Below are 25,639 nucleotides of genomic sequence, written 5' to 3'. Positions count from 1 at the left end.
CCGTCCGCTACAGTCAACCCGTGCCCCGCCCCCTCGACCACGCTCGTCGCGCCGAACTCCTCGCCGGTGTCATCGCCTACATCGCCGAACGCGGCCTGGCCGAACTCTCCCTGCGCCCCCTCGCGGAGTATCTGGGCACCAGCTCCCGCATGCTCATCCACTATTTCGGCACCAAAGAGCAGATGTTGATCGCCGCGCTGGAAACCCAGCGTCCCGACATCCCAGCCCTGTTCGCCGGTATCGACAACCCGGATGTCCTCAAATCGCGCCTGGCTCAATCCTTTACGCTGAACACCACGGGCGACGCCTCGGTCAGCATCAGGGTCCTGCTTCAGGTCCTCGGCGCGGCCACGGTCCCCGGGAGCCCTTTCACCGCCTACGCCACCGACGCGGTTCGAGTTCTCGTCTCCGCCATGACGGACACTCTCATCCGCATCGATCCCGCCATCGATGATCCCGACGCCGCCGCGACACTGCTCATCTCGGGCATGCGCGGCATCATCACCGACTGGTGGATCACCGGTGATACCGACCGCATCACCCGCGCGGTGAATCGGCTTGTGAATCAAGCCTTCTGAAGCGTCCCCGTCAGCGTCCCACCCGGCCGCTCACTGCTGTAACCGGCGGATCGATCCGCGTGCACACCGACTGTTGCCAGCTTCCCGTTATCGGTGCAGTCGCTCCCGCCGACGAGCCGAAACGCGAAGGTCAACTCGTTCTGAGTGCCGTAGATCATCCGCCCGATGCTCTCGCATCGATTCCCCGATCCCTGTTCGGTGGCGACGGCGTTCACGACCTCTTCGCCGCCCTTGCCCGATCGAATGGTGAAGACCAGGTCGAAACTCCCGGCCCCCGTCACCACTCCGGTCCATTCCCCCAGAAATGCTTTCGGCACGGCCCAGACGGCCGCCGCGGGTGTCGTATCCGCGGGCAGGTCGACACCGGAGGTTGCCGTCGTACTCGTACTTGCTGTTGGTGACGCCCCATTCGATTGGCAGCCAACCATTCCCGCGCCCATCGCGATGATCGCGACGGCGACGGCCGCACCCCGCCTCATGCTCCGATTTTAGTTCCGCCGCGTCCCCTAGGCTGCGGGTATGCCGACGGAACAGCGATTGATCGACACGGTGGCGTGGGTGCGGATCGAGAATGGGCGGATCCTCTGCGCGCGGCCCAAGGGTAAGGACGTCTTCTATATCCCGGGTGGTAAGCGGGAAGGCGCGGAGACCGATCGGCAGACCCTGCTGCGCGAGATCGAGGAGGAGCTCACGGTCGCGCTGTTGCCGGAATCCGTTGTGCACGTTGGCACTTACGAGGCGGAGATTCCCGATGCCATCGTGCGAATGGCCTGCTACACCGCCGACTACACCGGTACGCTCGCCGTCAGCAGCGAGATAGAGGAGACGGCCTGGTTCACCTATGCCGATCGCCCGCATGTTCCGCCGGTCGACCAGTTGTTATTCGACGATCTGCTGGCCGATGGCCTGCTCGCCGCACATCCCGATTCCACTAACTAGAACATGTTCTTGACATGTCGCAGTGGTTGGTCGTCCGGAGACTGGTCTCAATGTAGAACATGTTCTAGTGTGATGGGCAGAACATTCCAGTGCCGGGAAGTTAGAGGAGCCCCCACCACATGCGTACCGAGATCTGCGACCGCCTGGGCATCGATGTCCCCATCTTCGCGTTCACCCACTGCCGCGATGTGGCCGCCGCGGTCAGCAATGCGGGCGGCCTGGGCGTGCTCGGCGCGGTCGGCTTCACCGCCGAACAGCTCGAGGTCGAACTGGCCTGGCTCGATGAGCATGTCACCGGCGTGTACGGCGTCGACCTGGTCATCCCCTCCAAGTACGAGGGCAAGGGCGTCGAGGGCCTGAGCCCCGAGGAGCTGGAAGCCCAACTGGCCAAGCTGGTTCCGCAGGGCCACCGCGATTTCGCCGAGAAGATCCTCGAGGATCACGGCGTCCCGCACCTGCCCGAGGACGAGCGGCACAATCAGCTGCTGGGCTGGACCGCCACCACCGTCGCCCCGCAAATCGAGGTAATCCTCAAGCACCCCAAGGCGAAGCTGGTCGCCAACGCGCTGGGCACCCCGCCCGATGACGTGATCAAGACGATCCAGGACTCCGGCCGCCTCATCGGCGCGCTGTGCGGTTCGGTCAAGCACGCGCTCAACCACAAGAACGCCGGACTCGACTTCGTCGTCATGCAGGGCACCGAGGGCGGCGGCCACTGCGGCGAGATCGCCTCGATGGTGTTGTGGCCGCAGGTCGTCGACGCGATCGGCGATATGCCCGCGCTCGCCGCCGGCGGTATCGGCAACGGCCGTCAGGTCGCGGCCGCGCTGGCCATGGGCGCGCAGGGCGCGTGGACCGGTTCGCTGTGGCTGACCGTGGAGGAGGCCAATGTGCCGCCCGCGCAGATGCAGACCTACGTCGACGCCACCAGCTCGGACACCGTGCGCTCGCGGTCCTGGACCGGTAAGCCGTGCCGCATGCTCAAGAACGACTGGACCGAGGCGTGGGACCGCGAGGACACCCCGAACCCGCTCGGCATGCCGCTGCAGATGATGGTCGCGCTCGATGGCGTCAAGCGCGGGCACCGCTACCCCGAGGCCGCCAAGGACGTCAACTTCAACCCGGTGGGCCAGGTTGTCGGTCAGCTCAACAAGATCGAGCGTTCCACCGATGTGGTGCAGCGCCTCATCCAGGAGTACCTGGAGGCGTGCGAGCGCCTGAACAAGCTCAACAACGCCTAGCGACACCCGAATTCGCCGCGTCGACCTTGTTGTCGGCGCGGCTTTTTCATGCGTGTGAGAAGTGCCGCGCGACAGCGCTTCCGCGAGTCGCCCCGGCGTGTCGCCCGAAACCCGCTGCAACCGCGTTGTTCTCGACCCCCGTCTACCCCACTATGTAGGTAGCGCCGCGTTCGCCGACAACCGCTGCTCGCGCAGCGATGTGACACGCGTCTCCGAACCGCCGGTGCGACTTGCTGTTTCGGGTCCAGGATTGCGACGGTGTTCGAATCATGCTGAAAAAGAAGCCTTCGCGCCGAATCCTCGGGACCGTCGTGTCCGTCGGCATCGTCCTCGTGCTCATCATCGCCGCCGCGCTGCTCGAGAATATGGGCGGTTCGAAGAGCTCCACCACCTCCACCCCGCCCGCGCCGCCGCGCGGCGGGCCGGTGGCGTCGGCGGCCGAAATCAACGGCCTGCTACCGAAACTCAAGGTGTCCAATGAGTTGCCGATGACCGGATACGAGCGGGATCGGTTCCCGCACTGGGATACCGAGAAGCCCGAACACGGTTTCGGTGACGCGTTCGCCAAGTACAGCCGCTGCACCACCCGCGAGGTCATGCTGCTGCGCGATGCGGTCGGCACGGTCACCCTGGATCCCGCGACGTGCAAGTTCACCATCGGCAAGGATTCGGGCTGGCGGGATCAGTACGGTGTGCCGGACAAGAAGACCAACGGCCTCAAGCCGTACAAGTTCATCACCGATTCGGCGGGCGTCGACATCGATCACATTGTCGCCCTGGCCGAAGCGTGGCGTTCGGGTGCGGCGAAGTGGGATGACGATCATCGCCGCGCCGTCGCCAATGACGCGCTGAACCTCGCGCCCTCGGACCCGACGGCCAACCGTTCCAAGGGTGACCAGGACCCGTCGACCTATATCCCGCCCGGCAATTTCCGGTGTGGCTATATCGCCCGCTATATCCAGGTCAAGATAAAGTACGACCTGAACGTCGATTCCAAGGAGCAAGCCGCGATTCAGACCGCGGTCAAGGACTGCATCGACAAAGGAGAGTTCAAATAGTCGACATCGTCGAAATTCGCACCGAGGCAGCCGTCATGACCCAGGAAGAGGGCACGGTTTCCGGGGATCTCGATGTCACGCTGGACTATTCGGGTAAAGGTCTGGTCCGATACCGTGGCACCGCCACCTGGTACACCATCGGCAACCTCGAGGACACCCCACCCCGATCCTGGTCCGCGGTAGAGGATTTGGCGGGCGCCATCGAACAGGAAGCCGACGGCCGCGACTCCTTCGGAAACGTCATTCCCTTCGAAGCCTGACGGCCGCCCGCTCCTTTCGCGAATCAGCCCTGCACGGACGCCAATGCCTCGGCGCGCTGCTTGAGCCCATCGGTCATACCGCCGAAGCCCTTGCGCATGGCGCCGCCCAGCACCGCGCTCACCAGAATGCTCAGCGGGCCATTCAACTCGAAATGCGAGGTGTACCGCGTGCGGCCGTCCTCGAGCGGAATGACATTATGCTGCCGCAGGCTGTTCAACAGGCCCGGGACCGGTTTCATGTTGTAGCTGAATTCCTTGCCCGGGGTATGGGTTCGGATGTATTCGCGCTGCTGGCGGGGTTTCGAGCCGAGTAGCCGCACCTGCATATCGATCGGGGTGCCGGGTTCGAGGGTGGTCTGGCAGGAGGGGACGAAGGGGTTCCACTCGCCGTATTTGGCCACATCGGTGAGCACCTGCCACACCAGGTCGGCGGGTGCGTCGATCTCCACGCTGTTGTCGATGACAAGGGTCATGGGGGAACCATACTGAAACGCGTTCCAGTACTCGGGGTGAGTACCCCCGTAGAGGTAGGCGCGGGTCATTCTCTGAGGCGATTCGGCGGGGAGCGGGCGACTCTAGGGTCGAGCGATGACGGAACGGCCGGCGGTCCCGCGCCTGATCGAGTTGGACGCGCTGCGCGGATTCGCCCTCGGCGGAATCCTATTGGTGAACATCACGGTGATGTCCGATCCGGGCGGCTTCGGCGACGGCTCCGCGATCACGGTGCTGGAAGCGTTCTTCCACAATAAGTTCTACGTCCTGTTCTCCTTCCTGTTCGGCTACTCGCTGACCATGCAATTCCGGTCCGCCGCACGGGCGGGCGTCAGCGCGCGGGCCCGCACGGTGCGGCGCTGCCTGGCCCTGATGGTCATCGGCGCACTGCACGCGGTGTTCTTCTTCATCGGAGACGTACTGTTCGGATACGGCGCGATCGGCCTGGTGCTGTTGCTGCTCAGCGGGTTGCGACCGCGCAGAGCGTTGCAGGTCGCGGGTGCGCGATATTCGCCGTCTGCGTCATCGTGATGACGGTCCTGGGCCTGCTCGCCTCCGGCGGCTCTTCCGAAATCGATGCCGCCGAACATGATCGGCTGCTGGGGATCATGCGGGCGGGCTGGGGCGCTGCCGCCCGCCTGCGCTGGGAGGAGTTCAGCGGCAACCTGCCGCTCTTCGTCGTCTACGGACTGATCAACATTCTGCCCCTGTTCCTGGTCGGCCTCGCCGCGGGAAAGGCCAGAGTCCTGGAAGAACCCGACCGCTACCTCCCCTACCTTCCCCGGATTCAATGGATCGGTTTCGGTGTGGGACTTCCGGTCTCGATCGTCGCGGCACTCACCCACTGGCCACCGCTGGCGGGTCCGGTCACGGTCGCCGACCCGCTGCTATCGGCCGCGTACGCGGCGACGCTGCTGCGCATCCTGCACGCCCGCCCGCGGGTGGCCGATATCTTCGCTCCCGCGGGCAAGATCGCCGCCACCACCTACATCAGCCAGTCGATCATCACCTCGATCATCTTCACCGGCTACGGCCTGGCCTTGGCGGGCAAGCTTTCCGATTGGACGGTTCTGGCCATAGCCGTCGCCATCTACCTCACCCAGCTCGCCGCGGCTCGAATCTGGGTGCGCCACCACAGATACGGCCCGCTCGAATGGCTACTGCGCAAAGCCACCTACGGCCCGACGCCGGTCACGGACAGAGAGCATGGGAGATGAGGGCGGTGACATCGGGCTTCTGGTCGGGGGCGGCGGTCATGGCGATGGTGAAGGCTCGGCCTTCCTTGGTGCCGCCGGTAATGGTGATATATCCGGCGATGCCGCCGGTGTGGCCGAAGTATTCAGCGCCGCAAGGCAGTTGGGTGTGCCCGATGCCCAGGGCGTAACGCATGTTGCCGTCCTCGGGCATGGGGGAATCACTGGTCAGCATTTGATTGAGCTCGGGGGCGGCCACGATACGACCCGCGAGCAGTGCCAGGTAGAAGCGATTGAGATCCGCTCCTGTCGACACCAGTGCACCCGCCACCCACGGCACCGACGGTTCGGAGCGGGACGCATCGGTGAGGACGCCGTCGATGGTGGCGTACCCGTGCGGATGCGGGCCGCGGATATCGAGTTCGCCGGTGGGCGGGAGGTAGGTGTCGGCGAGCTGGTTCGGACCGGTGATGCGTCCGGCCAGCTCCTCGGAATACGCCCTGCCGGTGACCTTTTCGACGAGCATCCCGGCGACGATGTAATTGGTGTTGGTGTACTTGTACTGCGTGCCCGGTGCGAATTGCGCGGGCATGCGCAGGGCGATCGCGATTTCTTCCGCGGGCGTATAGGTGCGTCCGTCGAGAGCGGCACGATATTCGTCGATCTGCGGGTCATCGGTCAGCTCCGGCAATCCGCTGCGATGCTGGAGCATTTGGCGGACGGTGATGGTCCGACCGTCCACGCCCTGCCCGGTGAGCAGTCCGGGCAGGTAGGTGTCGATGGGTTCATCGAGCCGAACCTTGCCCTCGCTGACCAGCTGCATGATGATCGCCGCCACAAAGGTTTTGGAGATGCTGCCGACCCGGGTCTGCTGCGGCGGAATCATGGGAATCGGCGCGCCGGTGGCCCGATCGGCGACGCCCGAGGTGAGCGTCACCGTCTGCCCGCCCTCGGTGAGCGTGGCGATCACACCGGGCACGCCCCCGTGTACTATCGCGTCGATATCCTTGCGCACCTGGTCGACTCGACTCGGCGACACCTCGATCGGTGTCGTCGTGACGACCTTGGGTGAATTGTCGCCGCTGACGCTGGAGCAGCCCGCCACCGCCAGGAGTCCGAAAGCGGTCACGATCGGCATGATTCGCATAGTTCGACCGTAGGGACCGGGGTGCGCCCGGACCATCGGGACAACCCCTGAGTCCGGCCCTGAGATGTGCCGGGGCGACACCCGCCTCCGGTCGGATGTGCGGGTGCCGCCGATGCGAATCAGGCGGTCGGTCGCGGCAGTCGTGCGGCCAGCCCGACGATTCCGGCGGCGACAGCAGCACCGGCGATGACGTACCAGCCGCGCTGGAACGCTTCCAGGGTCGCGTCCGGTCCCGCCGGGGTGCCGAGCACCGCGACCAGAATCGCCACCCCGATGGCCAATCCCAGCTGACGCGCCATGCTCAATACCGCTGAGCCGGTGGCGAATCGCTGCGGCGGCAACCCGGCGGTGCCGGTGGCGAAGCTGGTCGGCAGGGTGAGGCCGACGCCGAGTCCGGTCAGCAGCATGCCCCCGAGCAGCCCGCCCGCGAAGTTCGGCGTCAGCGTGACAGACACTGTCCACCATAGGATTCCGGCCGCGAACAGCACACCGCCGAGCAGGATCACCGGCCCCGCGCCGAGCTTGGCGATGACCTTTCCGGCCAGCACCGCCACGATCGGCACCACCAGCGGTCCGGGTGCGATGGCCAGTCCGGTTTGCAGCGCCGACCACCCCCACACGTTCTGTGCCCACAGCACCACCGAGAGCAGCATGCCCGCGAACGCGATATTGAACAGCATCGAATTGCCAACCATGAGAGCGAAATTCGGCAGCCGCAGCAGTGCGGGATCCACCACCGGACTGTGATGCCGCCGCGACGACAGCACGAAGGCGAGCCCGAAAACGAACGCCGCGACCAGTCCCCCGATCACCCCGGCCGAACCCCAGCCCCAATCCTCGCCCTTCACCAGCGCCAGGATCAGCGCCGCCACCGAGGCGACCAGCATGAGCGCGCCGAACCCGTCGGGCAGCGCACCGCCGTCACCGGCCGGATTCGGCAGCAGTCGCCAGCCGACGACCAGCGCCGCGAGCCCGATCGGCACATTCACCAGAAACACCCAGCGCCAATCGATTTCGACGAGCAACCCGCCCAACACCGGACCCAGCGCCGCGCCGAGACCGCCGAACGCGACCCACAGTCGCACCGCCATGGCGCGGCGCTCAGGCGGAGTCGCCGCCAGCACCAGCCCGAGCGAGGCCGGGGTGAGCATCGCGCCGCCGATGGCCTGCACCACCCGGAAACCCACCAGCGCACCGGTATTCCAGGCCACCGCGCATAGCGCCGAACCGAGAATGAACAGACCGAGCCCGACCAGGAAGGTGGTGCGGTTCCCGCCGCGATCACCCAGTCGCCCGGCGGGCACCAGCAGCGCCGCGAACACGATGGCGTAGGCGTTCAGCACCCAGGACAGTCCGGAGATATGCGAGCCGCTGAAGTCCGCGGCGATCTCGGGCAGTGCCACGTTCACGATGAACAGATCCAGGCTGGACAGCAGTACGCCGATGGCGACGATGCCCAGCACCAGCCGCGAATCGACGACTTTGCGGTCCTGTTCGGCTACAGCGGTATTCACGCTCGTTCCCCTGTCGGTCTCCGGGTTCCGGTGTCCTGACCGTGGCTGGATTCGCCACGGCTGCGGCCGGGAGGGCCAGTGAGTTGCATCATGAAACGCACCATAGCCGGGTGAGTTCTTTCAAGCAACCGACTATGGTGGAGGTATGCGCCGAACCAGTTTCGAGGACATGAACTGTTCCATCGCCCAGTGCCTGGAAGCCGTCGGCGAATGGTGGACGCTGCTGATCGTCCGCGACGCGCTCTTCGGCGTCACCCGGTTCGACGACTTCCGCTCACGCCTGGGCATCGCCCGCAATGTCCTCACCCAGCGCCTGGAATACCTTGTGGCGCAGGACATCATGACGCGCGAGCCGTATCAGGAGAACCCGCCGCGCTACGACTACCGGCTCACCGAGAAGGGCCGCGCGCTCTGGACGGTCATCGCCGCCATGCGCCAGTGGGGCGACACCTTCGCAGCCCCGGACGGTCCGCCGATCGAGACCGTGCACAGGGGCTGCGGCCACACCATGACCGTCGAACCGGTCTGCTCATCCTGCGGCGAGCACGTACAGCGCCGCGACCTGCGACTACAGCTCGGCCCCGGCGCGCGAACCCCGGACCTCCTGCCGACTACGGGGCGGTGAGCGTCGCCGAGTGAACCCGGCGAACCGATCGTCGGAGCGCGAAGGACGGTGCCGCCGGACCTACTTCACCGAGATGGCGAGGTCCGCGACACCCAGGGCGCGGGCGATGCCCTCGGCCTCGGCGGATAGTTCCGACACGGGCGCTGGGGCGTCGTCGAACATCGAGACGATGAGGTCGGTGCCCGAGGTCTCCCAGGTTCCGGTGATGCGGCCGTCGATCAGCACGAGCGGGGAGATCCAGCCCGCGGTGCGGCTCACCTTGGCGCGATGTTCTGCGGAAAGCAGTGCGGTATCGGCGGTTCCGGGGCCGAGAACGTATTGATCGAACGCGCCCAGCAGCCGCACGGAGTGTGCGGGTTCGGTGGTGGCCAGAGCTTCGGCGTGTTCGGTGAGGATGTATCCCTTGCGCCCCTCGACCTCGATTTCGGTGATCCGGTCGCCCATTTCGGCGAACCAGCGGCGCAGCACAGGCTTCTTGATATTGCCGCGCGAGAGCCAGGCGTCGAAGGTTTCCGGTGCGGCGGGACCGTATGCCCCGAGATACGCCGCGATGACCTCGGGTGCGGCGGCATCGGGATCCGGAATCCCCTTCCAGCCGGGAATCAGATGCGCGGGGCTGGCGAAGGTGATCGAATTGCCGTCGGCGGGACCGTGGCACAGCGCGCCCTGCCAGGCCAGCGGTTTGAGCACCGAGCCCCAGCCGGAGCGCAATTGCTCGCCGAGCGGGTGGAACCGGGGTTCGGCGACGATGGCGGACACCAACTCATCGCGCGACAGGATCGCTCCGTCGAGGATCTCCCCCACCGCGTCGACCAGTGCCGCGACATCCTGCGGGGTCGCACCGTAAACCTTTGTCCAGGAAGGCTTTTCCCAGGTGCGGGCCGAACCCATGAGCGATAGCGCCCCGGCTGCGATATCGGGGGTGAGCGCGTGCAGGGTGCCGCGCATGGCCCAGGTCTTGACCAGTTTCCCATCCCCCAGCGCCTTGACCACCGCGCCGGGCTTACCCTTCGCGGTCCGGAGCGCCACGGCGGTTTCGGCCGCCGAAGTCACCTGCGCCTGTACTCCGGCCAATCGGCCCACCACCGCAACGGCATCTGCCCCATCGCGCGCGTCGATGAACTGCCGATTCATACGCCACGCGAACACCTGATCCCAGGAAACCCGCACCGCACCCACCTCTCGACGACACCGAAGCCGAGATCACCGTACGACCCCGCGCCGACATTCTCGTGAACGGCGGCACCGCGCGCACTCACGCTTCCCATCTCCGCCGGACCATGTCCCGACAATCTCTCGCCCGGCTGGCACGCGAACCGCGGGCCCCACACCGTGGTAGTCGCGAACTGCTGGTGACTCGGCGCGATGCCCAGAACGCGGGCGGGGTGCTGAGCCCGCCGAGTCGGCCGTGGAATTCGGCTGCCCCGGCGGGCGCGCTCAGCCGTCGATTCGAATCAGGCTGCGCGAGTGCGAGTTTCCCCGCGAGATCAGAGGCGTTCGATAATCGTGGCGTTGGCGAGCCCGCCCGCCTCGCACATGGTCATCAGGCCGTAGCGCCCGCCGGTCTGCTCCAGGTGGTTGAGCATCGTCGCCAGAATGCGCACCCCGGACGCGCCGAGCGGATGCCCGAGCGCGATAGCACCGCCGCGCGGGTTCAATTTGGCCGGATCCGCGCCGAGCTCATGCGCCCACACCAGCGGCACCGGCGCGAACGCCTCGTTGACCTCGTAGGCGTCGATATCGTTGATGCTCAATCCCGCTCGCGCGAGCACCTTGCGGGTGGCCGGAATGACCGCGGTCAGCATGAGCAGCGGATCATCGCCGACCACCGCGAACGAGTGGAACCGCGCCCGCGCCTTCAGACCGAGCTGATTCGCCTTCTCCTCGCTCATGATCAGCGCGGCGGACGCGCCGTCGGTGAGCGGTGACGAATTGCCCGGGGTGATCGACCATTCGATCTCCGGAAAGCGAGCCTTGAACTCGGCGTCGGTGAACGCGGGCTTCAGCCCGGACAGCCCCTCGACCGAGGTGGTCGGCCGAATCGTCTCATCGGCGGTCAGCGTGCCCGCGGCGACGATCTCATTGTCGAACCCGCCGGAAGCCGCGGTGACAGCGGCCAATTGGTGCGACCGCGCCGCGAACTCGTCCAGTGCGGCCCGATCGAACTTCCAGCGCGCGGCGATGATCTCGGCCGCGATGCCCTGCTGCACAAGCCCATTCGGGTACCGGTGCGCCAGCGGTGCGCGATTGGCGTCCTTACCCTGCGCATTGGAGAACATGGGCGCGCGCGACATGGATTCCACGCCACCGGCGATGGCGATGTCGTACGCCCCGGCGATGACACCCTGCGCCGCGAAGTGCGCCGCCTGCTGGCTCGACCCGCACTGCCGGTCGACTGTGGTGGCCGGCACAGTTTCCGGGAATCCGGCCGCCAGCGCCGCCGTCCGGGAGATATTGAACGCCTGCTCACCCGATTGAGTGACGCAACCGCCGATCACATCATCGATCAGCGCCGGATCGATTCCGGTGCGCTCGACGAGCGTCTCCAGGACCCCGGCGAAGAGGGTCGCGGGATGCACTTCCGATAGTCCACCACCGGATTTCCCTTTTCCGGAGGGCGTGCGGACGACGTCGACTATGACGGCGGAAGTCATGGCTTCTCCTTGTTCGTACCTGCCTACCGGATGTGAATTCCGGTTAACATCAGTACTGTACCGCACCGTCGAGCCGACGCGTTCGGCCCGATCGGAACATCCAGGAAGACCTCAGAATTGGTTGCTAGCCTGTTGCCATGACTGCCAGCCAGGGCGTCTCACCGGGTCCCTTCTGGGATCTCGAGACCCGACTGTCCTCTGTCCTGTCGATGCTCGCCGGATACATCGGCGCGGCCGCCTACGCCCACTCCGCGGGCTATTTCGTCACCTTCATGACCGGCAATACCGAACGCGCCATCATCGGTAATTTCGTCGGCGATCACACCCTCGCGGCGGGTGCGGCCCTGCTCATCGGCTGTTTCGTCCTGGGTGTTTTCGTGGCCTCGATGTGCCGTCGATACTGGTGGCGCAATCACCCGCACGGCGCGACCATGCTGACCACCGCGGCGCTGATGGTCGCGGCGGTCGGTGATCACATTCTCGGCGAACGCGGAATCGGCCTGACGCCGATTCTGGCCGTCGCCTTCGGAATGGGCGCGCTGAACACCTCTTTCGTGAAGAACGGTGAGGTATCCATTCCGGTCAGTTATGTCACCGGCACGCTGGTGAAACTCGCGCAGGGTATCGAGCGGCATGTGGCGGGTGGCGGTACGGTGCGCGACTGGGCCGGATATGCCGTGCAATACGGGTCTTTCGCGCTCGGCGCGCTCATCGGCGGACTGGTCAGTATTCCGGTGTCTGGTGAATACATGCTGGATGCGGCGGTCATCGGATCGATGTTGGTCGCGATCTACACCTGGCGAGCCGATGTGCGCTACTGCCGGAACGAGGAGAAACGCCGAACCGACGTCGCTTGCGCCGCATCACAACCTGACACCACACCGGGCAACTTAACCGCAAAGTGACTTAGCTGGGCATATTCTCCGAAACATGACAACCAGCAAAGAGGAAGTTATGGAAGGGCCGGTGCATGCTCTGGCCCGGAGCGCCTGGCAGTCGATCCTGGTCACCGGCATCCTCTCGGTGGTGCTGGGGATCCTGATCCTGGCCTGGCCCGGCAAAACCATTCTCGTGGCGGGCGTTCTCTTCGGCGTCTATCTGATTGTGTCCGGGCTCTTCCAACTCATCGCGGCCTTCGGTGTGCACCTGAGCGCCGGAATGCGAATCCTGTCCTTCATCAGCGCGATTCTTTCGCTGATCCTGGGCTTCCTATGCTTCCACAATTGGCGTGACAAGGGCGAGGCCACCGCGGTCCTGCTGCTGGCCATCTGGATCGGCATCAGCTGGATTTTCCGCGGTGTCTCCTCACTGATCGCGGGCATCTCCGCGGACGGTATGCCGGGCCGCGGCTGGGCGATCTTCTTCGGCATCATGCTGGTCATCGGTGGTGGCTGGCTGATCGCGGTGCCGTTCACCTCGATCCTGACCCTGACCCTGGTCGCGGGCTGGTGGTTGATCTTCATCGGCATCATGGAGATATTCAGCGCCTTCACGGTCAAGAGCAATGCGAAGGACGTCCCGAAGACGCTCTGACGCAATAGAATTCACCTCCCGGCGGTCGTTCTCCTCGGAGAGCGGCCGCCGGATTCTTTTGTCCCGAGCCGTTTTCAGCGCAATCGTTTGGGCCGTTTGTCCATCAGCCGCAGGATGAGCGGGGTGAAGATGAGCTGCATGGCCAGATCCATTTTCCCGCCCGGCACCACAATGCTGTTGGGCCGCGACATGAACGAATCGTGCAGCATGGACAGCAGATACGGGAAATCGATCACCTTCGGATCGGCGAAGCGAATGACAACGAAACTCTCATCCGCGGTCGGAATCGAGCGGGTGGTGAACGGATTCGAGGTGTCCACGGTCGGCACCCGCTGGAAGTTCACATAGGTCCGGGAGAACTGCGGGCAAATGTGTTTCACGTAATCGGGCATGCGGCGCAGGATCGTATCGATGATGGCCTCACTGGAGTAACCGCGTTCGGTCTTGTCGCGGTGCACCTTCTGAATCCACTCCAGATTGATGATGGGCACCACCCCGACCAATAGATCGGTGTATTGCGCGACATCGATGCCCTCGGTGGTGGCGGCTCCGTGCAAGCCCTCATAGAACAGCAGATCGCTGCCCGGCGGCAGTTCCTCCCAGGGGGTGAACGTACCGGGCGGCTGCCCATAGGGTTTGGCCTCGCCCTCATCGTGCAGATAGCGCCGGACCGCGCCCACCCCGGTTTCGCCGTAGTCGCGGAAGAGCCGTTCCAATTCCCCGAGCAGGTTCGCCTCCGGGCCGAAGTGTGAGAATCCGAGATTGCGATTCTGCTCGGCTTCGGCCATGGCCAACTGCATTTCATTGCGGTCGAAGCGATGGAACGAATCCCCTTCGACGATGACCGCGCTGATCCCCTCGCGGCGGAATATCTCCTGAAAGGTCCGCGTGACGCTGGTCGTTCCCGCACCGGATGACCCGGTGATCGCGACCACGGGATGTTTGACCGACATGGCACCTCCTGGATTGCCGGACAGCTGATTTCGCCGCTAACGGGCCGGGCGGAAGAGCGAGCGCGATCCGAACAGTGAGGCGTCGAAACTCGGCCCCTCATCGGGTTCGGAGTGATAGCGCTCGATGCGCTCGACCTCGTTGCGCGAGCCGAAGATGAACGGGATCCGCTGATGCAGCTCATTGGGCTGCACCTGCAGGATCCGCTCGTGTCCGGTGGTGGCCGCGCCGCCCGCCTGTTCGACGATGAAGGCGATCGGGCTGGCGCCGTACAGCAGTGAGACCCGGCCGGGGCGGTCGGGATTGCGGGTATCGCGGGGGTACATGTAGAGCCCGCCGCGGGTGAGGATGTGGAAGGTGTCCGCGACCAGCGACGCGACCCAGCGCATATTGAAATCCCGTCCGCGCGGGCCTTCGACGCCCTGGAGGCATTCGTGGACGTAGCGGCGTACCGGACGCTCCCAGAAGCGCTCATTGGCGGCGTTGATGGCGAAACCCGAAGTGTCGTCCGGGATTCGCATGCGCGGGTGGGTGAGCACGAACGCGCCCACCTCGCGATCGAGGGTGAAGCCGTCCACGCCATTGCCGGTGGTGAGCACCAGCATGGTGGCGGGCCCGTACAGCGTGAACCCGGCGCACACCTGTTGTACGCCGGGTTGCAGGAAGTCCGTGGCGATGGCCGCCCGCCCGTCCTCCGGGGCGCGCAGCACGCTGAATATCGTTCCCACGGGCAGATTCACATCGATATTGCTGGAGCCGTCGAGCGCGTCGAAGGCGAGCAGGTACTTACCGCGCCGCACTTCCGAGGGCACCGCGTGGAACTCACGCATCTGCTCGGACACCAGCGCCGAAAGCGGTCCGCTCCACTGGCTTTCGGCCACCATGACGTCGTGCGCGATGGCGTCCATCTTGCGATGCACGGTGACCGGGAGATTATCCGGTTCGTACGCGCCGAGCGATCCGACGATGGCGCCCCGTGTCACCTGATTCGCGATGATCTTGGTGGCGGTGGCCAATACGTTCAGGAGCGCCGAGAACTCCCCCGATGATCCGGGGTGCCGGTGCTCCTGCTCGATGGTGTAGCGGGTGAGGGTTTTCAGACCTTCAGGCATACCCCTGCTCAATTCCTCACGTGGTGGCCACCTCCGGTGCGGTGGCGTCCGCGAACACGCTGCTGCCGTAGACGTCGTTGTCGGTCAACGTGATCAGATCGGTCCGGCTCAGCGGCCGGTGCAGTTCGACGAGCCGCTTGGCCTGGCGCAGCCGGCAGCGGTCCAGGGCATTGCGCACGCTGCGGGCGTTGGCGAAGCGCGGGCGGGTCATGCGGAGTTCCAGATAGCGCGAAAACGCTTGCGTCGCCGCGGTATCGAAGTGGAAGTTCTCCTGGGCCACCATCAGCTCGGCGATGGCCAGCAGTTCCGCATGGGTGTAATCCGGGAACTCGATATGGTGCGCCACCCGTGAGGACAGGCCCGGATTGGCGGAGAAGAAGGTGTCCATGCGATCCGGATAGCCCGCGAAAATGACCACGAGCGAGGTGCGTTCGTTCTCCATCTCCTGCAGCAGGATCTCGATCACCTCCTGGCCGTAGTCGCGTTCGTTCTCCGGCCGGAACAGGTAGTACGCCTCATCGATGAACAGGACGCCCCCGGCGGCTTTGGCGAGGGCTTCCTTGGTCTTGGGTGCGGTGTGCCCGATGAACTGGCCGACCAGATCATCACGGGTGACGGTGTGCACCTTGGGTTTACGGATATAGCCGAGCGAATGCAGCATCTCGGCCATGCGCAGGGCGACCGTGGTCTTACCGGTGCCCGGCCCTCCGGTGAAGCTCATATGCATGGTGGGCCGGGTGGCCTGCAATCCGAAGCGCTGGCGGGCGCGGTCGATGAGCAGCAGCGCCGCGATCTCCCGCACCCTGCGCTTCACATTGGCCAATCCGATGAGCTCGGCGTCCAGGCGGGTCAGGGTGTCCTCGACATCCTTGCCCGCGATATCGGTCGAGAGGTCCAGCAGCGCGTCATCGGCTAGATGGTCGGCCGCCGCATCCTGCGGTGACGAGGGGTCGGCGGCCGATCCGCGCAGCGGTGCGGGGTTCGTGGCCCCGGGCCGATGCATTTGGAACCCGTTGCCCGAGCGGCCGGCTGCAGGTGCCCGATCGCCCGGAACCGCGGGATGCGCTGTACTCACGATAGGTCCTCCCGATCCGAATTATGTTCAGCCGCCGTAACGTTGGCCGGGACGGTCATCCAGGGCGTACGCGTGGTAGCCGTAGCGCTGACTGCGGTCGGCCGCATCGGTGCGCTCCAGCCGGAAGCCCGGTTCCTCGGCCGGACGCTGCACCAGGAAGCTCAGCGCGGTGCTCTGCCGCCCGTAGGTGGCGTCGTAGGCGTTGACCCGGATGTAGTGCCGCGGGAAGGTGGCGCGGCAGGCATTGATCTCGGCGAGCACGCCGTCGGGCTCGTCCAGGTCGAACAGGGGCAGGCCCCACATCTCCCAGTAGACATTGCGCGGGTGCGGATCATCGGTGTATTCGATGGATACCGGCCAATTGTTGAGCAGGGCGTAGCGGACCTGGGCCGCGATTTCCTCATCGCTGAAATCCGGCAGGTGCGCGAAGGTGCCGTGGCGCAGTTGCATTGCGGTTCACCGCCTTTCAGCGTGTAGCGGTCGGAATGGCGTCGGGTGCGTCGGTGGAGGTGTAGTCGAAGGTGACATCACCCCAGGTCTTGAGCGCGACTTCGAGGGGGTGATTGGTCTCGGCGGCGCGGCGCAGGATATCCGGGCCCTCCTTGAGCAGATCGCGACCTTCGTTGCGCGCCTTGACGATTACCTCGAGTGCGACGCGATTGGCTTCCGCGCCCGCGGCGATGCCCATGGGATGGCCGATGGTGCCGCCGCCGAATTGCAGGCAGACGTCATCGCCGAACAGATCGAGCAGCTGATGCATCTGCCCGGCGTGGATACCGCCGGAGGCCACCGGCATGACGCCGGGCAGGCTCGCCCAGTCCTGATCGAAGAAGATGCCGTTGGCCGGATTCGCGGGAACGTGGTTGTCCCGCAGCGTGTCATAGAAGCCCTTGACCGTATGCGGATCGCCTTCCAGCTTGCCGACGACCGTGCCCGCGTGCAGGTGATCCACGCCGATCAGGCGGCACCACTTGGCCAGTACACGGAAGCTCACACCGTGCGTCTTCTGCCTGGTGTAGGTGGAGTGGCCGGCGCGGTGCAGGTGCAGCAGCATGCCATTGCGCCTGGCCCACTTGGACATCGACTGCATGGCGGTGTAGCCGACCGTCAGATCCATCATGATGATGACGCTGCCGAGCGATTTGGCGAATTCCGCGCGCTCGTACATGTCTTCCATATCGGCGGCGGTGACATTGAGGTAATGCCCTTTGAGCTCACCGGTATCGGCGATCGCGCGATTGACGCCCTCCATGGCGTACAGGTAGCGATCACGCCAGCGCATGAACGGCTGCGAGTTGATGTTCTCGTCATCCTTGGTGAAATCGAGTCCGCCCCTGCAGGCTTCGTAGACCACGCGGCCGTAGTTGCGGGCCGAGAGACCGAGTTTCGGTTTCACCGTCGCACCCAGCAGCGGGCGGCCGTACTTATTCAGGTATTCCCGTTCCATAACGATTCCGTGCGGCGGACCCTGAAAGGTCTTCACGTATGCAACGGGAATTCGCATGTCCTCCAGGCGCAATGCCGCCAGCGGTTTGAAACCGAATACATTGCCGATCACCGAGGAGGTCAGATTGGTGATCGAACCCTCTTCGAAGAGGTCGAGATCGTATGCCACATAGGCGAAGTACTCGCCCGGGCGGCCCGGTACCTCGTCGACGCGGTAGCACTTGGCCTGATAGCGGCTGTGCGCGGTGAGGCGGTCGGTCCACACGACAGTCCATGTGGCGGTGGAGGATTCGCCCGCGACGGCGGCCGAGGCTTCGATCGGGTCGACGCCCTTCTGCGGGGTGACCCGGAAGACGGCCAGGACATCGGTGTCCTTGGGCTCATAGTCGGGGTTGTAGTATCCCATCGACGCGTAGGACTGTACGCCCGGATCCCACCGGCCGCGGGTGCCATCCTGATCATCGGTTACGGCCATCATTCCTCCTGCGAAGGGGGTTGGGCGACTTGCGATTCCCAGGATGACGGCAGTGTTATCGACAAACAATTCGATTGTTTCTCGTCTCCCTCAACCATTTTGTCGTGTTTGCTACCGTTTGACGATGGGTACGGTGAGCGCTGTCCGCATGGAAACGTTTCTCGCCGTGGCCCGGCACAGCAGTATCCGGCGGGCCGCCGCGCAGTTGCACATCACCGAAGCCGCCGCGTCGGCGGCGGTTGCGCACATCGAGAAACAGTTGGGCGCCAAACTGATTGCGAAATCCGGCCGCGGTATCGCGCTCACCGAAGCCGGGCGGGTGTACGCCGACTATTGCCGCAGCATCCTCGGACTCATGAAGGAGGCGCATGCGGCGGTGCGCGAGGCCGAGACCGGGCGGCTGCGCATCGGGGTGGTGGCCACGGCCGGTGAGTACGTGCTGCTGCGGCTGCTGGCCTCGTTCCGGAACCGGTACCCCGATATCGAGCTGGGACTGTCGATTCAGCCCCGCGACGTGCTGTTCGTCGAATTGACCCACCACGAAACCGATCTCGTGGTCGCCGGGCGTCCGCCGCGTGAGGCCGGGCTGGTCACCCGCGCCCGAAGACCCTGCGAGCTGGTCGTGGTGGGCGCGCCGGGGCGCTGGCCGGATCCCGCCGAGGCGACCTGGCTCCTGCGCGGTGCGGGCTCGGGAACCCGCGACACCACCCTCGCGCTCTTCGACAGACTCCAAATACGCCCTCCGACACTGACTCTCGGCACCCACGGCGCGGCGCTGGCGGCCGCGCGGGAAGGTCTGGGCATCACGCTGATCCACAGCGACGCCATCGAGAACGATCTCGCGGACCGCCATCTGGAAATACTGCCGATCGAAGGCACGCCACTCACCCGTCCCTGGCACGCCGTCACCACCCGCACTCCGACCCCGGCCGCCCGCCTGTTCCTGTCCCACATCACCGATCCGGAACGGGTTGGCGAGAAGGCATTCCGCGCCGCCTGATCCGGGCCGCGTACGCCCACGGTCGTACACCGGAATACGCCCGGGGTCGCAAGCCGACCCTCGATTTTCGGCCTACTGTGGTGGACAGCGAATTTGATTCTCCCGGTGAGGTGGTTGGACATGACCGATTTCAGCCCCGCGGTATTCGGACCGCCCGCCCTGCGCGTGGGCACGGCCGAACGCGAGCAAGCCGCCGAAGCCCTCGGCAAACATTTCACCGCCGGCCGCCTCGACGTCGACGAATACGACGACCGGGTAGCCCGCGCCTACGCCGCCAAAACCACAGCCGACCTCTCAGTCCTCTTCACCGACCTCCCCCAAACCGCCCCCATCCGCCCACCCACACCCCAAACTCCCCCGCGCCCACCCCGCGCGTTCGTCCCGGTAGCCCTGATCTCGGTCCTGATCCTCGCCGTGGTGCTGGCCGCCACCACCCACATCTTCCCCTTCTTCATCTTCCCCCTGTTCTTCTTCCTCTTCGTGCGCTCCCGCCGCCGCGGCTTCAACCCCGCCTACCGCCGCTACTGACGGCCCAATCCGCCAGCGCCGACAACGGAACAAGCAGTGACTCGCCACGCGGCGAGAGCCGATATTCGACGCTCGGCGGCGCGGTGGGCAGCACGGTGCGCTCGACAAGCCCATCCGATTCCAGCGCCCGCAGCGTCCGCGTCAACATGCGCTGACTGATGCCCTCGATAGCGCGATGCAACTCATTGAAGTGATACGCGCGCCCACCCAGTAGCGCCAGCACCACCATCGTCCACTTGTCACCGATCCGCCGCACCACCTCGGTGACCGGACACGCCTCGTACTCCCCGGCGGGTATCCGATCGGGCAACCGCGTGGCCACCAGGGAGGGCACATTCGTGTGCGTATCGGACATGAGAGTGCCTTCTTTCGCCATCACCGCACCTCCCCGAGGATCGAGGTACACCCCGAGCCTAATGGAGGACATATGCCGAAAACCGTTGTGATCAGCGGAGGTACAGACGGAATGGGCCGCGCCTTCGCCCTGTCTCGCCTGTCCCGCGGTGACCGCGTGATCGCGATAGGCAGCAACCCCGCCAAAGGCGAATCGCTGATCGCGGCGGCGTCGTCAACCGCCCACAACCTGACCTTCTTGCGCGCCGACCTGAGCTCGACGGCCGAGGTGAACCGGGTTATCGATCGGGTGAACGAGACCGCGGCCGCCGTGGACGCCCTTCTGCTGTTCGCCAATCGCGTTCTCCCCCAACGGGTCCTGACCCCCGGAGGGTTCGAGCACACCTTCGCCCTCTACTACCTCAGCAGGTACCTCCTGGCGCATGGCCTGACCCCACTGCTGGCGCACGGTCCCTCCCCGGTCATCATCAGCATCGCCGGGGTAGGTGTCACCAAGGGCGGCATCAATTGGTCCGATCCCAACCTCTCCGGCCGATACACCCCCATCACCGCCCAACTCCAGGCGGGCCGAGCCAACGACCTCCTAGCCGTCTCCTACGCCGAAAAATCCCCCACTCCAATCCCTTTCATCCTCTACCACCCGGGCTTCACCCGCAGTGGCGACCACTCCACCCTCAATCCCCCGACCAGACTGTTTCTGCGGGTGCTCTCCCGGCTGGCGGCGCAATCGGTGTCAACCGCCATCGCGCCCGTGCACGGCCTGATCGAGAACCCACCCGAAGCGCCCCTCACCGCGATCGATCGAGGCCGCCGGATACCCCTGGACTTCCCGACCCTCGACCCCGCCGAGGCGCGCCGCCTCGCCGAACTGACAGCCGCCATGCTCGGCGCGTAGCCGGATCGTTCTCGAATCTCACTACGCCCCAATGCTGATTCCGTAGTCCTGCGGCCAGCCTCGCTGTAGCAGAACATGGGGCAGGTAGTCGGATCTCACGTTGATGGCGTGGCCGCAGTCCTGGGCGAGGCAGGCTATGGCGAGGGGGCCCAGGGCGAGGTCGGCTTCGAGGGTTTCGGGGTGTTCCCTGTCGGTCCAGTAGTCGCGGTGCAGGCGCAGGGCGCGGGTCAGGGCGTCGTTGAAGGCGCGCTCGTCGCGGCGGTGCAGGATGTGGAAGAGGCTGATCGGCTGGTAGAGGATCAGGCTGAGGTAGTCGGTCGGGACGGTTGTCGCGACTTCGGGGCGGGAAAGTGTGATCGCCTCGCCGAGCCGCTCGGTCCAGTCGGGCTCATCGGCGAACCAGGCTTGCAGCGTCTGTACCCAGCGGAAGTGAAACTCTTCCTCGAAGACGCGCGGTGAGCGCAGGGAGGCGATCGGGATGCGCGAAAGCTGTTGTAAGCGTTCCGGATCCGCGCAGATCAGGCCCAGGTAGAAGGTGGTCGTCCAATGCTCGACCCGCTGCTCGGAGCACGGTCCGAGCGCGCGAATGCGACGGATGTAGCCGTCGATCTCGCATTCGACGATACCTTCGGTGCGTGCGGTGAGCTCCAGCATCGCGCAGCCCAGTTGCAAGGCGTGGATGGCCGCCATGCGCGCCTCGTGCGGGCTGTCCCCGGGCGAGTAGGCCGCGCACTGTGCCCGCAGGGAGAACTCCGCCAAAGCGAACGCCGAGAAGATGGACCGGGGTGATCGCTCCAGGTTAGAGATCGCGTCGGCGACAAGATTTCTCAGGGTTCGTGCGAGCTGGGACGTACTCCGCCGTTCGCCGGGATGCGCCGGAACCGAGACGGTCAGTACGGCGGGGACACCGTCGATCTCGATGGGGAGGCCAGGCGGCAGCCAGCCCGTGTCGGCCTGGGCGCGCCAGCCGTGCGCGTGCACGGCCAGTGCGGTCAACCCCATCACGGGCAGCGGCAGCAGATCCCGGGGCTCCGGATCAGCGCCGAACTGCTCGCGATGCCAGGCCAGCCATGTCTCCCGCTCCTGCTCGAAGGCCGCTTCGTCATCGGCCAGCAGCGCCCGCAGCATTCCGGCCTCCGAACCCGCGGTGATCGGGGCCGCTGCCAGGCGATCGAGGTGATGCTGTCGAACGGTGGGCGGCGGCAGGCATACGTAGGACTCCGGAAACGGCCCGGCGATATAGGCGGACAGTGCCATCACGACGAGCCCTTCGACGCTGTCGCCGCAAACGTCGGCCACCTCCGGTGCGTGATCCTCTACCAGGACCGCGCCCTGCAGGGCGACCTGTCCGCCCAGGATCATCAACCAGTACGACTCCATCCATCGGGACACCGCCGGGACCCCCTCGGTCAGGTGGCGGAAATCCTGCCTCTCCGAGGAGATGGCCTCATTGATCATCAGCAATCGAATGTCCTGATTGCCGCCGGGCCACCGCTCCAGACAGATCGCCCCGAACGCGGCTTCGGCGGCGGTGCGAATCGCGATACGCGCGGGCTCGGCGTGCACATCGCGGTCTTTGATCGATTCCGCTCCGACGTAGTCCAGCAGTGCGTCGACCATCCCCCACAGCTCCGTAACCGGATCGCGCGAGTCGTATCGAATCGTGTACCAGGACTTCCAGATTCGCCGATCGATATCGGTCAGTGCGGCCTCGACACGGTCGTCGGCGACGCCGTACAGCGGGAACTCCACGCTCCATCTCCTTTGTGTGGCGACACAGCGTATCCCTCGCCGGGAAACTTCGAAGATGTTGTGCTGCTTCGTGATAGGCGATGGCAGTATCGCAATGACAAACCAAACGAGAGGTATCGACCATGGCGGATCAGATGTTTCATCCCATCGGCCGCGTGGAATCACCGCTGACCGACCTCGACGCCGCGCCACGACAGGGTGACGAGGGCGCTCCCGACTGCGATCTGGTGCTGGCGGCGGAATTCGCTCCCGCGCTGACCGGTCTGAGCGCCGGTGCGGAAATCGTCGTTCTCACCTGGCTCGACCGGGCCGCTCGCGATCGACTGGTCGTGCACCCGCGCGGAGATCTGACCCGTGCCGAAACCGGTGTCTTCGCGACGCGGTCCCCGCATCGCCCCAATCCGATCGGACTGCACACGGTCACGATCGTGTCGATCGACGGCACCCGAGTCCGGGTCCGCGATCTGGAAGCGGTGGACGGTACGCCGATCCTGGATATCAAGCCCGTGCTGGGCCCGATAGACCAGCGATAGCGGTCCCCAACGGCGAAGTTGTCGTAGTTTGTCGTAGGGCGTCCGTATGGTCCAGTTCATGACCGATATCGCCCCCTTGGCCGCAACCGCACGGGCGAAATTCGGCGACCCCGGGGTGCACGCCATCGTCCGCAACGGCCGCACCGTGCACGCGGTCGGCCTGGGCACCTGGTTCGGCACCGAGGAAGTCCCGGAACTGTTGTGCCACACCGGAGTCGCGGGATGGTCGCCGTCGGCGTTGCAGCCGACCCGAGCTGCCGTCACCTGCGTGCGCTGCCTGCGCAGTCTCAATGCCGATGTCGAGTCCGCCTCGCCGCAGCTCTCGCTGTTCGGCCGCGACTGGCAATCCGAGCAGCTCACGCTCTGACCGAACGCTGATCATCGCGCGGTGCCGCCACCGCGCTGTTCACCCATGTCCGGGGCATGATCCGGCCAGTGGGACACGTCACCATTTCGTTAGTTAGCCTTATGCAACTATATTGGACGAGTTCGTTCGATTCAGTTTTGGAGGCTCTGCATGGGTGCGCCGACCACCGACCTCGACAGCGGTGATGTTCAGACCATTCGGAGGCGGCTCCGGGTGGATCGCGATCATCCGCACTACAAGTGGGTGGCGTTGTCGAACACCACCCTGGGCATGTTGATGGTGACCATCAACTCCTCGATCGTCATCATCTCGCTGCCCGCGATCTTCCGCGGCATCGATCTGAATCCGCTGGAACCCGGCAATGTCAGCTATCTGCTGTGGCTGCTCATGGGCTTCCTGCTCACCTCGGCCGTGCTGGTGGTGCTGTTCGGGCGGCTCGGCGACATGTTCGGGCGAGTGAAGATCTACAACCTCGGGTTCGTGGTGTTCACGATCTGCGCGGTCGCGCTGTCATTCGATCCGTTCACACACGGGGCGGGAGCCATCTGGCTGATCGGCTGGCGAGTGGTGCAGGGCGTCGGCGGTGCCATGTTGATGGCGAACTCCGCGGCGATCCTCACCGATGCGTTCCCGGCGAATCGGCGCGGTGTCGCGCTGGGCATCAATCAGGTTGCGGCCGTTGCCGGTTCGTTCCTGGGCCTGCTCATCGGCGGCATTCTGTCCGAGTGGGATTGGAAGGCGATCTTCTGGGTCACCATTCCGTTCGGCATCCTGGGCACGGTGTGGTCCTACCGCTCGCTGCACGACAACGGCATGCGCACCGCCGGATCGCTGGATCTGCCGGGCACCATCACCTTCGCGCTCGGTCTGACCGCACTGCTCACCGGCATCACGTATGGCATTCAGCCGCACGGTGATTCGAAGACCGGCTGGGACAACCCGCTGGTGCTGGCCGCCGTATTCGGCGGTATCGCACTGCTGGTGCTGTTCTGCTATATCGAATCCCGGGTCGCGCAGCCGATGTTCCAGCTGTCGCTGTTCAAGAATCGGGCGTTCGGGCTCGGTAATCTCGCGGGCCTGATGGCCTCGGTGGGACGCGGTGGCATGCAGTTCATGCTGATCATCTGGTTGCAGGGCATCTGGTTGCCGTTGCACGGTTACGACTTCGAATCCACTCCCCTGTGGGCCGGCATCTACATGCTGCCGTTGACCGCCGGATTCCTGGTGGCAGGACCGATCTCGGGCTGGCTCAGCGACAAGTACGGCGCGCGGTACTTCGCGGCCGGTGGCCTGCTGCTCGCCGCGGTCACCTTCGTTTTGCTCGTGGTGATTCCGGTGGACTTCAACTACTGGCTGTTCGCGCTGATCATTCTGTTGAACGGTCTCGGCACCGGCATCTTCACCTCGCCGAACACCGCGGAGATCATGTCATCGGTCCCGGCATCGCAGCGCGGTGTGGCCTCGGGCATGCGCGGCACCCTCATGAACGGCGGCATGGCGCTCTCGATCGGCGTGTTCTTCTCACTCATGATCGTCGGCCTGTCCGGAACCCTGCCCGGCGCAATGGATTCCGGGCTGCGTGAACAGGGCGTCTCCCCCGCGGTGGCGGGGCAGATCGCGGATATGCCGCCCGTCGGCAGCCTCTTCGCGACGTTCCTGGGCTACAACCCGTTCAAGGAACTGCTCGGCCCGAGCGGCACGCTCGACAAGCCGGGCGTGAACTCCGACGTGCTGACCGGCCAGGAGTTCTTCCCGCACTTGATTTCCGGCCCCTTCCACTCGGGTCTGGTGGTCGTGTTCCTCGCGGCCGCACTTATGATGCTGATCGGTGCGGTGGCATCGTGGTTCGCGGGCAGCGGGAAGGTTCCCGACGAAGTCGAAGAACTCCGCGAAGCCGACCGCGCGGGAATCTGACCC

The 25,639-nt window shown here is 65.3% G+C and carries 29 protein-coding genes; 16 read left to right on the top strand and 13 right to left on the bottom strand.

All coding sequences use genetic code 11. The features are described from left to right. Nucleotides 1-20: 20 nt before the first annotated feature. Entirely contained in the window at nt 21-578 is a 558-nt protein-coding gene (locus ACFC4D_RS00330; protein WP_376061031.1) for a TetR/AcrR family transcriptional regulator, read from the top strand. Here the strand turns inward: ACFC4D_RS00330 and ACFC4D_RS00325 are convergent. Then, nucleotides 566-1,057, bottom strand: a complete 492-nt coding sequence (locus ACFC4D_RS00325) for a hypothetical protein (RefSeq protein ID WP_376061030.1) — start codon at nt 1,055-1,057, stop codon at nt 566-568. The two genes, ACFC4D_RS00330 and ACFC4D_RS00325, sit on opposite strands and share 13 nt — an antisense overlap. Before the next feature lie 40 nt (nt 1,058-1,097). Between ACFC4D_RS00325 and ACFC4D_RS00320 the strand changes: the two genes are divergently transcribed. The 4 genes from ACFC4D_RS00320 to ACFC4D_RS00305 all read left to right on the top strand — a co-directional run bounded on the left by ACFC4D_RS00320 (nt 1,098) and on the right by ACFC4D_RS00305 (nt 4,076). Beyond that, nucleotides 1,098-1,517: an NUDIX domain-containing protein gene (locus tag ACFC4D_RS00320; RefSeq protein ID WP_376061029.1), complete on the top strand. Its 420-nt coding sequence runs from the start codon at nt 1,098-1,100 to the stop codon at nt 1,515-1,517. Between the two features lie 119 nt (nt 1,518-1,636). Next, nucleotides 1,637-2,758, top strand: a complete 1,122-nt coding sequence (locus ACFC4D_RS00315; RefSeq protein ID WP_375967217.1) for an NAD(P)H-dependent flavin oxidoreductase — start codon at nt 1,637-1,639, stop codon at nt 2,756-2,758. Nucleotides 2,759-3,027: 269 nt separating this feature from the next. Continuing rightward, nucleotides 3,028-3,816, top strand: a complete 789-nt coding sequence (locus tag ACFC4D_RS00310; RefSeq protein ID WP_376061028.1) for an HNH endonuclease family protein — start codon at nt 3,028-3,030, stop codon at nt 3,814-3,816. A 35-nt stretch (nt 3,817-3,851) separates the two neighbouring features. Beyond that, nucleotides 3,852-4,076: a hypothetical protein gene (locus tag ACFC4D_RS00305; protein WP_364634424.1), complete on the top strand. Its 225-nt coding sequence runs from the start codon at nt 3,852-3,854 to the stop codon at nt 4,074-4,076. 23 nt (nt 4,077-4,099) lie between these two features. Here ACFC4D_RS00305 and ACFC4D_RS00300 read toward each other — a convergent pair whose 3' ends face one another. Then, nucleotides 4,100-4,549: an SRPBCC family protein gene (locus ACFC4D_RS00300; protein WP_376061027.1), complete on the bottom strand. Its 450-nt coding sequence runs from the start codon at nt 4,547-4,549 to the stop codon at nt 4,100-4,102. Nucleotides 4,550-4,664: 115 nt separating this feature from the next. On the opposite strand from ACFC4D_RS00300, the gene ACFC4D_RS00295 reads away from it, so the two are divergent. Both ACFC4D_RS00295 and ACFC4D_RS00290 read left to right on the top strand, forming a co-directional pair. Continuing rightward, the gene (locus ACFC4D_RS00295; protein WP_376061026.1) at nt 4,665-5,099 is read left to right on the top strand and encodes a DUF418 domain-containing protein; all 435 of its coding nucleotides are present in this window, start codon (nt 4,665-4,667) and stop codon (nt 5,097-5,099) included. Next, nucleotides 5,099-5,785: a DUF418 domain-containing protein gene (locus ACFC4D_RS00290; protein WP_376061025.1), complete on the top strand. Its 687-nt coding sequence runs from the start codon at nt 5,099-5,101 to the stop codon at nt 5,783-5,785. Before ACFC4D_RS00295 ends, ACFC4D_RS00290 begins: the two co-directional genes overlap by 1 nt. Here the strand turns inward: ACFC4D_RS00290 and ACFC4D_RS00285 are convergent. Then, entirely contained in the window at nt 5,760-6,908 is a 1,149-nt protein-coding gene (locus ACFC4D_RS00285; RefSeq protein ID WP_376061024.1) for a serine hydrolase domain-containing protein, read from the bottom strand. The genes ACFC4D_RS00290 and ACFC4D_RS00285 overlap by 26 nt on opposite strands. A gap of 119 nt (nt 6,909-7,027) precedes the next feature. Continuing rightward, nucleotides 7,028-8,422, bottom strand: coding sequence for an MFS transporter (locus ACFC4D_RS00280; protein WP_376061023.1), 1,395 nt, complete (start codon nt 8,420-8,422; stop codon nt 7,028-7,030). Nucleotides 8,423-8,567: 145 nt separating this feature from the next. Between ACFC4D_RS00280 and ACFC4D_RS00275 the strand changes: the two genes are divergently transcribed. Further along, the gene (locus tag ACFC4D_RS00275) at nt 8,568-9,047 is read left to right on the top strand and encodes a winged helix-turn-helix transcriptional regulator (protein WP_376061022.1); all 480 of its coding nucleotides are present in this window, start codon (nt 8,568-8,570) and stop codon (nt 9,045-9,047) included. A 60-nt stretch (nt 9,048-9,107) separates the two neighbouring features. Here ACFC4D_RS00275 and ACFC4D_RS00270 read toward each other — a convergent pair whose 3' ends face one another. After that, a complete protein-coding gene (locus ACFC4D_RS00270; RefSeq protein WP_376061021.1) occupies nt 9,108-10,217 on the bottom strand; it encodes a winged helix DNA-binding domain-containing protein in 1,110 nt (369 codons plus the stop codon). 317 nt (nt 10,218-10,534) lie between these two features. Then, nucleotides 10,535-11,701 (bottom strand): thiolase family protein, encoded by a 1,167-nt coding sequence (locus ACFC4D_RS00265; protein WP_376061020.1) that lies wholly within the window; start codon nt 11,699-11,701, stop codon nt 10,535-10,537. Nucleotides 11,702-11,838: 137 nt separating this feature from the next. Between ACFC4D_RS00265 and ACFC4D_RS00260 the strand changes: the two genes are divergently transcribed. Then, on the top strand, nt 11,839-12,606 hold the full coding sequence (locus ACFC4D_RS00260; RefSeq protein ID WP_375967203.1) for a YoaK family protein: 768 nt from the start codon (nt 11,839-11,841) through the stop codon (nt 12,604-12,606). Between the two features lie 25 nt (nt 12,607-12,631). Then, on the top strand, nt 12,632-13,234 hold the full coding sequence (locus ACFC4D_RS00255; protein WP_376061019.1) for an HdeD family acid-resistance protein: 603 nt from the start codon (nt 12,632-12,634) through the stop codon (nt 13,232-13,234). Nucleotides 13,235-13,308: 74 nt separating this feature from the next. Here the strand turns inward: ACFC4D_RS00255 and ACFC4D_RS00250 are convergent, their stop codons facing one another. Genes ACFC4D_RS00250 through ACFC4D_RS00230 form a run of 5 tightly spaced genes read right to left on the bottom strand, consistent with a single transcriptional unit; the run spans nt 13,309 to nt 18,293 of the window. Next, nucleotides 13,309-14,187, bottom strand: coding sequence for a phosphoribulokinase (locus ACFC4D_RS00250; protein ID WP_364634452.1), 879 nt, complete (start codon nt 14,185-14,187; stop codon nt 13,309-13,311). Nucleotides 14,188-14,223: 36 nt separating this feature from the next. Beyond that, nucleotides 14,224-15,297: a class 1 fructose-bisphosphatase gene (locus tag ACFC4D_RS00245; protein ID WP_375967200.1), complete on the bottom strand. Its 1,074-nt coding sequence runs from the start codon at nt 15,295-15,297 to the stop codon at nt 14,224-14,226. 16 nt (nt 15,298-15,313) lie between these two features. Next, on the bottom strand, nt 15,314-16,372 hold the full coding sequence (locus ACFC4D_RS00240) for an AAA family ATPase (RefSeq protein WP_364634458.1): 1,059 nt from the start codon (nt 16,370-16,372) through the stop codon (nt 15,314-15,316). A 27-nt stretch (nt 16,373-16,399) separates the two neighbouring features. Further along, a complete protein-coding gene (locus ACFC4D_RS00235; RefSeq protein ID WP_364634461.1) occupies nt 16,400-16,822 on the bottom strand; it encodes a ribulose bisphosphate carboxylase small subunit in 423 nt (140 codons plus the stop codon). Between the two features lie 16 nt (nt 16,823-16,838). Further along, a complete protein-coding gene (locus ACFC4D_RS00230) occupies nt 16,839-18,293 on the bottom strand; it encodes a form I ribulose bisphosphate carboxylase large subunit (protein WP_375967199.1) in 1,455 nt (484 codons plus the stop codon). A 124-nt stretch (nt 18,294-18,417) separates the two neighbouring features. Here ACFC4D_RS00230 and ACFC4D_RS00225 point away from each other — a divergent pair, with 124 nt between their 5' ends. Both ACFC4D_RS00225 and ACFC4D_RS00220 read left to right on the top strand, forming a co-directional pair. Further along, the gene (locus ACFC4D_RS00225; RefSeq protein WP_376061018.1) at nt 18,418-19,293 is read left to right on the top strand and encodes a LysR family transcriptional regulator; all 876 of its coding nucleotides are present in this window, start codon (nt 18,418-18,420) and stop codon (nt 19,291-19,293) included. Nucleotides 19,294-19,413: 120 nt separating this feature from the next. Then, nucleotides 19,414-19,821 carry a DUF1707 domain-containing protein gene (locus ACFC4D_RS00220; protein WP_376061017.1) on the top strand — a complete coding sequence of 136 codons (408 nt, stop codon included), beginning with the start codon at nt 19,414-19,416 and terminating at the stop codon, nt 19,819-19,821. On the opposite strand, the gene ACFC4D_RS00215 is transcribed toward ACFC4D_RS00220, so the two are convergent. After that, on the bottom strand, nt 19,796-20,197 hold the full coding sequence (locus ACFC4D_RS00215; RefSeq protein WP_376061016.1) for a winged helix-turn-helix transcriptional regulator: 402 nt from the start codon (nt 20,195-20,197) through the stop codon (nt 19,796-19,798). The two genes, ACFC4D_RS00220 and ACFC4D_RS00215, sit on opposite strands and share 26 nt — an antisense overlap. Before the next feature lie 51 nt (nt 20,198-20,248). On the opposite strand from ACFC4D_RS00215, the gene ACFC4D_RS00210 reads away from it, so the two are divergent. Next, nucleotides 20,249-21,070, top strand: a complete 822-nt coding sequence (locus ACFC4D_RS00210) for an SDR family NAD(P)-dependent oxidoreductase (protein ID WP_376061015.1) — start codon at nt 20,249-20,251, stop codon at nt 21,068-21,070. Nucleotides 21,071-21,091: 21 nt separating this feature from the next. Here the strand turns inward: ACFC4D_RS00210 and ACFC4D_RS00205 are convergent, their stop codons facing one another. Next, nucleotides 21,092-22,822 (bottom strand): Imm49 family immunity protein, encoded by a 1,731-nt coding sequence (locus tag ACFC4D_RS00205; protein ID WP_376061014.1) that lies wholly within the window; start codon nt 22,820-22,822, stop codon nt 21,092-21,094. A 122-nt stretch (nt 22,823-22,944) separates the two neighbouring features. Between ACFC4D_RS00205 and tsaA the strand changes: the two genes are divergently transcribed. From tsaA to ACFC4D_RS00190, 3 genes are all read left to right on the top strand, one after another. Then, nucleotides 22,945-23,355 (top strand): tRNA (N6-threonylcarbamoyladenosine(37)-N6)-methyltransferase TrmO, encoded by a 411-nt coding sequence (gene tsaA, locus ACFC4D_RS00200; protein ID WP_376061013.1) that lies wholly within the window; start codon nt 22,945-22,947, stop codon nt 23,353-23,355. 58 nt (nt 23,356-23,413) lie between these two features. Further along, on the top strand, nt 23,414-23,722 hold the full coding sequence (locus ACFC4D_RS00195) for a hypothetical protein (RefSeq protein WP_364634485.1): 309 nt from the start codon (nt 23,414-23,416) through the stop codon (nt 23,720-23,722). 150 nt (nt 23,723-23,872) lie between these two features. Continuing rightward, nucleotides 23,873-25,636 (top strand): MFS transporter, encoded by a 1,764-nt coding sequence (locus ACFC4D_RS00190; protein WP_375967192.1) that lies wholly within the window; start codon nt 23,873-23,875, stop codon nt 25,634-25,636. Nucleotides 25,637-25,639: the final 3 nt, after the last annotated feature.

Origin of the sequence: Nocardia sp. NPDC056000, from assembly GCF_042269265.1 — a bacterium.
Lineage (GTDB): Bacteria > Actinomycetota > Actinomycetes > Mycobacteriales > Mycobacteriaceae > Nocardia.
Note: the sequence above shows the minus strand (reverse complement) of the source record. Positions and strands in the feature narration are given on the sequence as shown.

Excerpts from the sequence above, each read along its gene's own strand:
- ACFC4D_RS00325 (WP_376061030.1), bottom strand. The coding sequence starts at position 1,057 with ATGAGGCGGGGTGCGGCCGTCGCCGTCGCGATCATCGCGATGGGCGCG.
- ACFC4D_RS00320 (WP_376061029.1), top strand. The coding sequence starts at position 1,098 with ATGCCGACGGAACAGCGATTGATCGACACGGTGGCGTGGGTGCGGATC.
- ACFC4D_RS00315 (WP_375967217.1), top strand. The coding sequence starts at position 1,637 with ATGCGTACCGAGATCTGCGACCGCCTGGGCATCGATGTCCCCATCTTC.
- ACFC4D_RS00310 (WP_376061028.1), top strand. The coding sequence starts at position 3,028 with ATGCTGAAAAAGAAGCCTTCGCGCCGAATCCTCGGGACCGTCGTGTCC.
- ACFC4D_RS00305 (WP_364634424.1), top strand. The coding sequence starts at position 3,852 with ATGACCCAGGAAGAGGGCACGGTTTCCGGGGATCTCGATGTCACGCTG.
- ACFC4D_RS00300 (WP_376061027.1), bottom strand. The coding sequence starts at position 4,549 with ATGACCCTTGTCATCGACAACAGCGTGGAGATCGACGCACCCGCCGAC.
- ACFC4D_RS00295 (WP_376061026.1), top strand. The coding sequence starts at position 4,665 with ATGACGGAACGGCCGGCGGTCCCGCGCCTGATCGAGTTGGACGCGCTG.
- ACFC4D_RS00290 (WP_376061025.1), top strand. The coding sequence starts at position 5,099 with ATGACGGTCCTGGGCCTGCTCGCCTCCGGCGGCTCTTCCGAAATCGAT.
- ACFC4D_RS00285 (WP_376061024.1), bottom strand. The coding sequence starts at position 6,908 with ATGCGAATCATGCCGATCGTGACCGCTTTCGGACTCCTGGCGGTGGCG.
- ACFC4D_RS00275 (WP_376061022.1), top strand. The coding sequence starts at position 8,568 with ATGCGCCGAACCAGTTTCGAGGACATGAACTGTTCCATCGCCCAGTGC.
- ACFC4D_RS00265 (WP_376061020.1), bottom strand. The coding sequence starts at position 11,701 with ATGACTTCCGCCGTCATAGTCGACGTCGTCCGCACGCCCTCCGGAAAA.
- ACFC4D_RS00260 (WP_375967203.1), top strand. The coding sequence starts at position 11,839 with ATGACTGCCAGCCAGGGCGTCTCACCGGGTCCCTTCTGGGATCTCGAG.
- ACFC4D_RS00255 (WP_376061019.1), top strand. The coding sequence starts at position 12,632 with ATGACAACCAGCAAAGAGGAAGTTATGGAAGGGCCGGTGCATGCTCTG.
- ACFC4D_RS00250 (WP_364634452.1), bottom strand. The coding sequence starts at position 14,187 with ATGTCGGTCAAACATCCCGTGGTCGCGATCACCGGGTCATCCGGTGCG.
- ACFC4D_RS00245 (WP_375967200.1), bottom strand. The coding sequence starts at position 15,297 with ATGCCTGAAGGTCTGAAAACCCTCACCCGCTACACCATCGAGCAGGAG.
- ACFC4D_RS00235 (WP_364634461.1), bottom strand. The coding sequence starts at position 16,822 with ATGCAACTGCGCCACGGCACCTTCGCGCACCTGCCGGATTTCAGCGAT.
- ACFC4D_RS00230 (WP_375967199.1), bottom strand. The coding sequence starts at position 18,293 with ATGGCCGTAACCGATGATCAGGATGGCACCCGCGGCCGGTGGGATCCG.
- ACFC4D_RS00225 (WP_376061018.1), top strand. The coding sequence starts at position 18,418 with ATGGGTACGGTGAGCGCTGTCCGCATGGAAACGTTTCTCGCCGTGGCC.
- ACFC4D_RS00220 (WP_376061017.1), top strand. The coding sequence starts at position 19,414 with ATGACCGATTTCAGCCCCGCGGTATTCGGACCGCCCGCCCTGCGCGTG.
- ACFC4D_RS00215 (WP_376061016.1), bottom strand. The coding sequence starts at position 20,197 with ATGGCGAAAGAAGGCACTCTCATGTCCGATACGCACACGAATGTGCCC.
- ACFC4D_RS00210 (WP_376061015.1), top strand. The coding sequence starts at position 20,249 with ATGCCGAAAACCGTTGTGATCAGCGGAGGTACAGACGGAATGGGCCGC.
- tsaA (WP_376061013.1), top strand. The coding sequence starts at position 22,945 with ATGGCGGATCAGATGTTTCATCCCATCGGCCGCGTGGAATCACCGCTG.
- ACFC4D_RS00195 (WP_364634485.1), top strand. The coding sequence starts at position 23,414 with ATGACCGATATCGCCCCCTTGGCCGCAACCGCACGGGCGAAATTCGGC.
- ACFC4D_RS00190 (WP_375967192.1), top strand. The coding sequence starts at position 23,873 with ATGGGTGCGCCGACCACCGACCTCGACAGCGGTGATGTTCAGACCATT.